Origin of the sequence: Sodaliphilus sp. (assembly GCF_045598405.1) — a bacterium.
Lineage (GTDB): Bacteria > Bacteroidota > Bacteroidia > Bacteroidales > Muribaculaceae > Sodaliphilus > Sodaliphilus limicaballi.
In genome coordinates this window covers 1-6372 of record NZ_JAZLLZ010000118.1, presented here as the reverse complement: position 1 = coordinate 6372, position 6372 = coordinate 1, and the positions used below count along the sequence as shown (strand labels likewise).

General features: G+C 51.4%; 3 protein-coding genes. 1 reads left to right on the top strand and 2 read right to left on the bottom strand.

The window, feature by feature from the left end:
- Nucleotides 1-256: 256 nt before the first annotated feature.
- Nucleotides 257-2722: a phenylalanine--tRNA ligase subunit beta gene (pheT, locus tag ACKI3C_RS08290; RefSeq protein WP_407403933.1), complete on the bottom strand. Its 2466-nt coding sequence runs from the start codon at nt 2720-2722 to the stop codon at nt 257-259.
- Nucleotides 2723-3518: 796 nt separating this feature from the next.
- Nucleotides 3519-3716 (bottom strand): hypothetical protein, encoded by a 198-nt coding sequence (locus tag ACKI3C_RS08285; protein WP_407403931.1) that lies wholly within the window; start codon nt 3714-3716, stop codon nt 3519-3521.
- Between the two features lie 196 nt (nt 3717-3912).
- On the opposite strand from ACKI3C_RS08285, the gene ACKI3C_RS08280 reads away from it, so the two are divergent.
- Nucleotides 3913-6372: leucine-rich repeat protein (locus tag ACKI3C_RS08280; RefSeq protein WP_407403929.1), on the top strand; the 2460-nt coding region annotated here is incomplete at its 3' end.

Genomic DNA, 6372 nt, shown 5'->3' with positions numbered 1-6372 from the left:
TTTTGTAACTTCACGACAAGAAAAATAAGAAATTACCCCCGAATTAGCCCGAGACGGGTCCATCGGGGGTTTCTTTGTAAAGTTACAAAATATTCACGACACTGGCAAACAATTAGTTAACTATTTTCTGAATATCCCTATCTAATGTCTGGCTTCATCCCCCTCAGGAGATTGATTTATCGGGAAATAGCGAGGATTGGTGTGGTTGTGCCACATCGTCCTCGCTATTTGTTGTATCTATTGCCCTGCTGGGCGATTAGCGCAGCTTCGCGCCTAGCTGTGACTCAAGGTTCTTGATGATCTTCTGCATGATTGCGTCGATCTGCTTGTCCTTGAGGGTCTTCTCGTCGTCCTGGATGATCATGCTGATTGCATAGCTCTTCTTGCCGGCCTCGAGCTTCTTGCTCTCGTAAACGTCGAAGAGCGACACGCTCTTGAGCAGTTTCTTCTCGCTGCTCTCAACCACTCGACGGATGTCGGCGTAGGTGGTGCTTACGTCAACGAGCAGCGCGAGGTCACGGCGCACGGGCAGAGTCTTGGGAAGGTCATAGTACTTGATGTCCTTCTTGGCAGCGAGCTTGCATGCTGCGCTCCAATATACCTGTGCGTAGAAGACGGGCTGATCGATGTCGGCCTTCTTGAGCTGTGCGTCGGTCACAACTCCCAGCACGGCGATTACCTTGCCACCACGGTTCTTGTAGGTGAGCGAGGGCTCGAGGGTGTCGTCCTCGGTCTGCTCCAGAGTGAGGGTGTCGAGTTCAACGCCCATGCCTGTGAGCACGTTCTCGAGGGTAGCCTTGAGGTCATACACGTTGACGGGGCGCACGGGCTCGGCCCATGACTCCTCGTGGTTGTTACCGCTCAGCCAGATGCCCAGCATGGGTTGCTCGGTGTAAGGCGCGAGAGCCTTCTCGGTCTGGTCGGCATCACCGTTGTAGTGGTAAACGTTGCCAAACTCATAGAGCTTCATGTTGGGGTTCTTGTGGTTGATGTTGCGTGCCACGCTCTCCAGGCCGCCGAAGAGGAGCGACTGGCGCATCACGTTGAGGTCGCTGCTCAAGGGGTTCATGATGTGAACGCAGTTAGCTTCGGGGTATGTCTCGCAGTCGGCATAGTATGCAGCGGCTGTGAGCGAGTTGTTCATGATCTCGCGGTAGCCCACTGCGGTGAGCTGGTTGCTGATGAGCTCTTGCAGGTCGTCGGCAAAGTCAACGCTGTCCTTGGCACTGAGGGTGCCCTTGACCGAGTTGTTGAACTCTACATTGTTGTAGCCGTAGACGCGCAGGATGTCCTCTACAACGTCGCAGGGGCGGCGCACGTCAACACGGTAGGTGGGAACCAGGAGGTTGAGCTTCTCGTCGTCCTCGGCAACAACTTCCATTTCCAGGCTCTTAACGATGTCCTTGATCACCTCGTGCTCGATGTCCTTGCCGATGAGGCCGGTGACGTAGTCATATTTGAGTTCAACAGGGAAGCCAGGGAACTCCTGCGACTTGACGTCAACGATGTCACCGCAGATCTCACCGCCGGCGAGTTCCTTAACGAGCATAGCGGCAAGCTTGAGGTTGTAAACGGTGGTATTGGGGTCGATGCCGCGCTCAAAGCGGAACGAAGCGTCGCTGTTGATAGCGAAGCGACGAGCAGTCTTGCGAATCCATGTGGGGTGGAAGTAAGCGCTCTCCAGGAACACATCGGTAGTGGCCTCGGTCACGCCGCTCTCCAAGCCGCCATAGACGCCGCCAATGCACATGGGTTCCTCGGCGTTGCATATCATGAGGTCGCGCTCGGTGAGAGTACGCTCCACGCCGTCGAGGGTGACGAACTTGGTGCCTTCTTTCACTGTCTTAACGACGATCTTGTCGCCCTTAACCTTAGCGAGGTCGAAGCAATGCATGGGCTGGCCCAGACCCAGGAGCATATAGTTGGTGATGTCGACGATGTTGTTGATGGGGTGCTGTCCCACAGCGAGCAGCAGGTCCTTGAGCCACTTGGGACTCTCCTGAACCTTGACGCCGCGAATGGTCAAGCCGCTGTAGCGGGGGCAAGCCTCGGTGTTCTCCACCTCGACGGGGATAGCGCCCTCTGCTTTATCGGTAGCAAACGCGTCAACGCTGGGCTTTGAGAGCTCGCCAGCACGGCCGTTGCGCTGCATCCATGCCTTGAGGTCGCGTGCCACACCATAGTGTGAAGCACCGTCGATGCGGTTGGGGGTGAGATCCACCTCAATGAGGTAGTCGTCCTCGATGCCGTAGTACTCGGCAGCGGGAGTGCCCACCACAGCGTCCTCGGGCAGAACGATGATGCCGTCGTGGCTTGCACCAACGCCAATCTCGTCCTCTGCACAAATCATGCCCCATGATTCCTCGCCGCGCATCTTGCCTTTCTTGATCACGAACTCCTTATCGCCGTCATAGAGCTTGGTGCCTATGGTGGCAACAATCACCTTCTGTCCGGCAGCCACGTTGGGAGCACCGCACACGATCTGCACGGGATCCTCACCGTTGCCCAGGTCCACTGTGGTGATGTGGAGGTGGTCGCTGTTGGGATGGTCAACGCAGGTAAGCACTTTACCCACAACCAGTCCGCGCAATCCGCCGCGTATTGTTTCGATTTGTTCAAGAGCACCCACTTCGAGTCCGAGTGAGGTAAGAGCGACGCTCACCTCTTCAGGGGTAAGGTCGGTGTCGATATAGCGTTTAAGCCACTTGTAAGATATATTCATAACTGTATATTTGTTTTCAACCCACAAAGTTACTGATTTTTGACGAAAAACGAAAGACGAAAGACGAAAAACATCGTTTTCGACATTTTCTATATCGTTTTCTTGACTGTTCTTTATCGTTCCCTCGGTTTCTTCACTGTGTCCGAGGCGGTGCCTCGGAGTACTGGACACCACGGCTGCCGAGTTTTTGGAGGGGCGTTTTTTTCGTGCTTATCGTTTATATCGTGCTTATCGTTATTATCGCTTTTATCGTTTTTATCACATTGATCACTTTTATCGGGGAGTTTTGGACCAATTTTCTGGGCCAAAACGGAAGCAGGTCGCGGGAGGTCTTCCGTTGAGGCATGGAGAAGCGAAGCGGAAAACCATGCGAAGCTTGGTGGTGTTTTTCATTTTTCTTGTTTTTGTGCAAAAATAATGTGTGCCCCATGCCGGAGCACATTCAACAGAGCAACTTAAGCCAGAATCCACGGTCGGATTTTCTTTTGCGAAATTTTTCGTTGCGAAATTTTTCGCAAAAGTTCACAATTAGTAACAAACTCCCAAATATGAGGTAACTATTCAGCAATGGTATTTTGGGTAATTTCCCCGCGCGGATCTCACTGATAACACTGATTTAATAATAACTGAAAGAAATTAAAATAATTTCTTATTCAGTTAAATCAGAGCAATCTGTTGTAACTATACTACAATAGATTTTTTTGCAGATTCCCCGCGCGGATCTCACTCATACATGATTTTGTAATGAGAGGCTGAAAGCCGACACGCAGAACGCAGTTCTGCACATAACCCTGTCCTAACTGAGCGCAAGCGAAGGCAGGGCAGGGTAAACGCGATACACAATACTGGGGTTGAAGACCGCAACCTTGCATGTTTCGAGGTAGCGGTCTTCAACCGCGATTTTGTTAAACCTCACACCCCCCACCGGCAGTTCGCAGGTCTGCGACCAGCGGTTAACCAAAGTTACGACCTCCCTGAGGTCTAAAAAATCCACAATATATATATTCAATGAAAAAATCTGTGAGATCAGTGTAATCTGCGCGGGGAGTTCCATTGGTGAATAGTTACGTTCCATTGGTGAATAGTTACCTATTGCGAAAAACTGTTAAATAATGTTACCCCCCCATAAATAATGTAAAATTTATTACTTTTGTAAATTACTTATCAGAAAATCAAAACACTACAATAATATGAAGAAATTACTATCATTAATTGTCATGATTGCTGTGGCTATGACCGTCATGGCCCAGAACTTTGAGTATGACGGACTGAAATACTCTGTCACCAAGTCACCCGATGGTAATATTTGGGGCGAAGTAGAGGTTGAAGGCTGCGTTTCAACTACAGCCTCATATATCACTATTCCTCCCAGCGTTACCAACGACGGCAAGACCTACAACGTTACCAAAATCTACAGTTTGGCGTTTTACAATCACCCCAGCCTGACCAGCGTGCGCATAAGCTACGGTGTAAAATGGATTGATGACCAGGCGTTTCTTAACTGTAATAAACTCACCACAGTGTATCTGCCCAGTTCTGTAACAAAAATCGATTATCGTGCATTTGCGAGCTGTGATGCACTTACCTCTGTATATGTAGCACGACAAGACCTATCCCAAATCACATTCGGCACAGATGTTTGGCCCGAAAAGTCAAGTAAGATGACGATGTATGTGCCTCATGGCGGAGCAAATGTAACAAACGAGCTGCTCAAGTATTTCTCTATAGCCATAGACTCCAACCTGCTTGCCTACGACCTGTATATGAACGACGGCACCGTGTCGATAGTCACCGAACCCACTCCCACATCGACCCCCAAGGGAAACAACAAGTGCACCATCGTGGGCTTTAATCCCAAGGGCTCGTTAGTGACTGGCGGCGCCTACGTTCCACAAAGGGCCGTCTCAACTCCCACAGGCTACGAGAGCAAGTTTGAGTACACCCAGATTGCCTCAAACGCGTTCGTAGGTTCAACAATGACCAAGGCCGACCTTACCAACCTTACAAGCGTCAAGACAATATACCAAAACGCTTTCAAGGATTGCGCCGCTCTCACCATGGTCACCCTGCCCAAGAACCTGACGTCGCTGGGAGAACAGCCCTTCACCGGCTGCAAAGCCCTCACCGAAATCAGCATCGACCAGAACAATAACTTCTACACAGTTAACGGTATCCTCTATCAGAACATAAACTCAGTGAACACTCTGCTGTGTGTGCCTGCCAACTCTCCCTTGACATCGATTACATTCCCGAAGATTGACTGCATCGCTCAAGGTGCAATCGTTGATCAAGCCAAAGCACGCTACTACACGCTCCCATACGGACTGAAAACTATTGAACAAGACGCAATTTACAATAGTCCCATTCAGCAAATCAACATCCCGTCATCGGCCACCGGTTTGCGCATCAACTTCATACACTACTGCACATTACCCGCAAAATCAAGGTTTATTTTTAACTTTACAGGCCAAGGCGACGTCACTAACGTTTACTACTGGTTTAACACGGTTGACTCTTCGGCCGAGCTCCTCGTTCCGCGCGAGAGCGCTGCCGAATATAAGGCTGGCAAGTACTGGAAGCAGTACTTCAGCAAGGTGAACCCCGACAACTCTTGCGCCTACGACATTTACAAGAACCAGGTTTACTACACCGTCACCAGCGACGAGCCCACAACCATAGGCGGCACCAGCTATGACGGTACAGTGACGGCTGTATATGGCATACCCCAGGTATCGACCGGCGGCATGCACCTCAACATCGACGCCTTCACAGCCACCAACGGCAAGACCTATGCCCCCACACGCATCGACGCCTACGCCTTCAAGGGCAACAACGTGCTCGACATCGCCCTGGGCACCACAGTGTCTTCGTTTGCAACGGGCGCATTTAGCGACGTTCCCTCGCTCACCGACGTGACCCTGCTCAACACCGGCAGCGTGCGCTGGGACGGCGCATTCTTCGGCAACAACGCCAGCAGCTTCATGTTCTGGGTTGACCACAAGATGTTTAACAGCTTCTTCACCTCGGCAATGGGTAACTGGAACATTAATGGCGGCAAGAAAGGCATCGACTACCTGGGGTCCTACATCAAGACCTCTAACGACAACACCATGTTCTCTTGCTCGGCGCCCGTGAATTTCAACGGCACCAAGCTCAACACCTACTCGATTTGGGGGATTACTGGCAACAAAATCATCACTTCTTATCTGAATATATCCGACTTAGCTGCTAACCAGGGAGTTCTCGTTACCAGCATCAAGCCCGACCAGATTTACCGCATCCCGCGTGCAAAAACCGCAGGCGTGACACTCGACAACATGCTCGTGGCCGTACCCGCCAGCCAGGTAAACATCTACCAGCAGCAGGTGGGCTTCCGCTGGGATCCTGCTCAGCACAAGTTCATCCGTCCCACCAAAACAGTGTATGCTTCTTCGGGCAGCGCTTATCTCAAGCTCACCCCCGAGCAGGCAGGCAACTACAATGAGATTTACTTCGACCTGTGGCCCGCCCCCGAAGGCAAGAAGGGCGACGTGAATGGTGACGGCGAGGTTGACATCACAGATGCAAATATCTTGACCAACATCATCCTGGGCAAGGACACGGCAAGCAACTATGGAGGCCGTGCCGATGTCGATGGCAACGGTGCCGTT

What these genes read in the sequence shown, in the direction of transcription:
- pheT (WP_407403933.1), bottom strand. Translation starts at nt 2,722, where the DNA reads ATGAATATATCTTACAAGTGGCTTAAACGCTATATCGACACCGACCTT.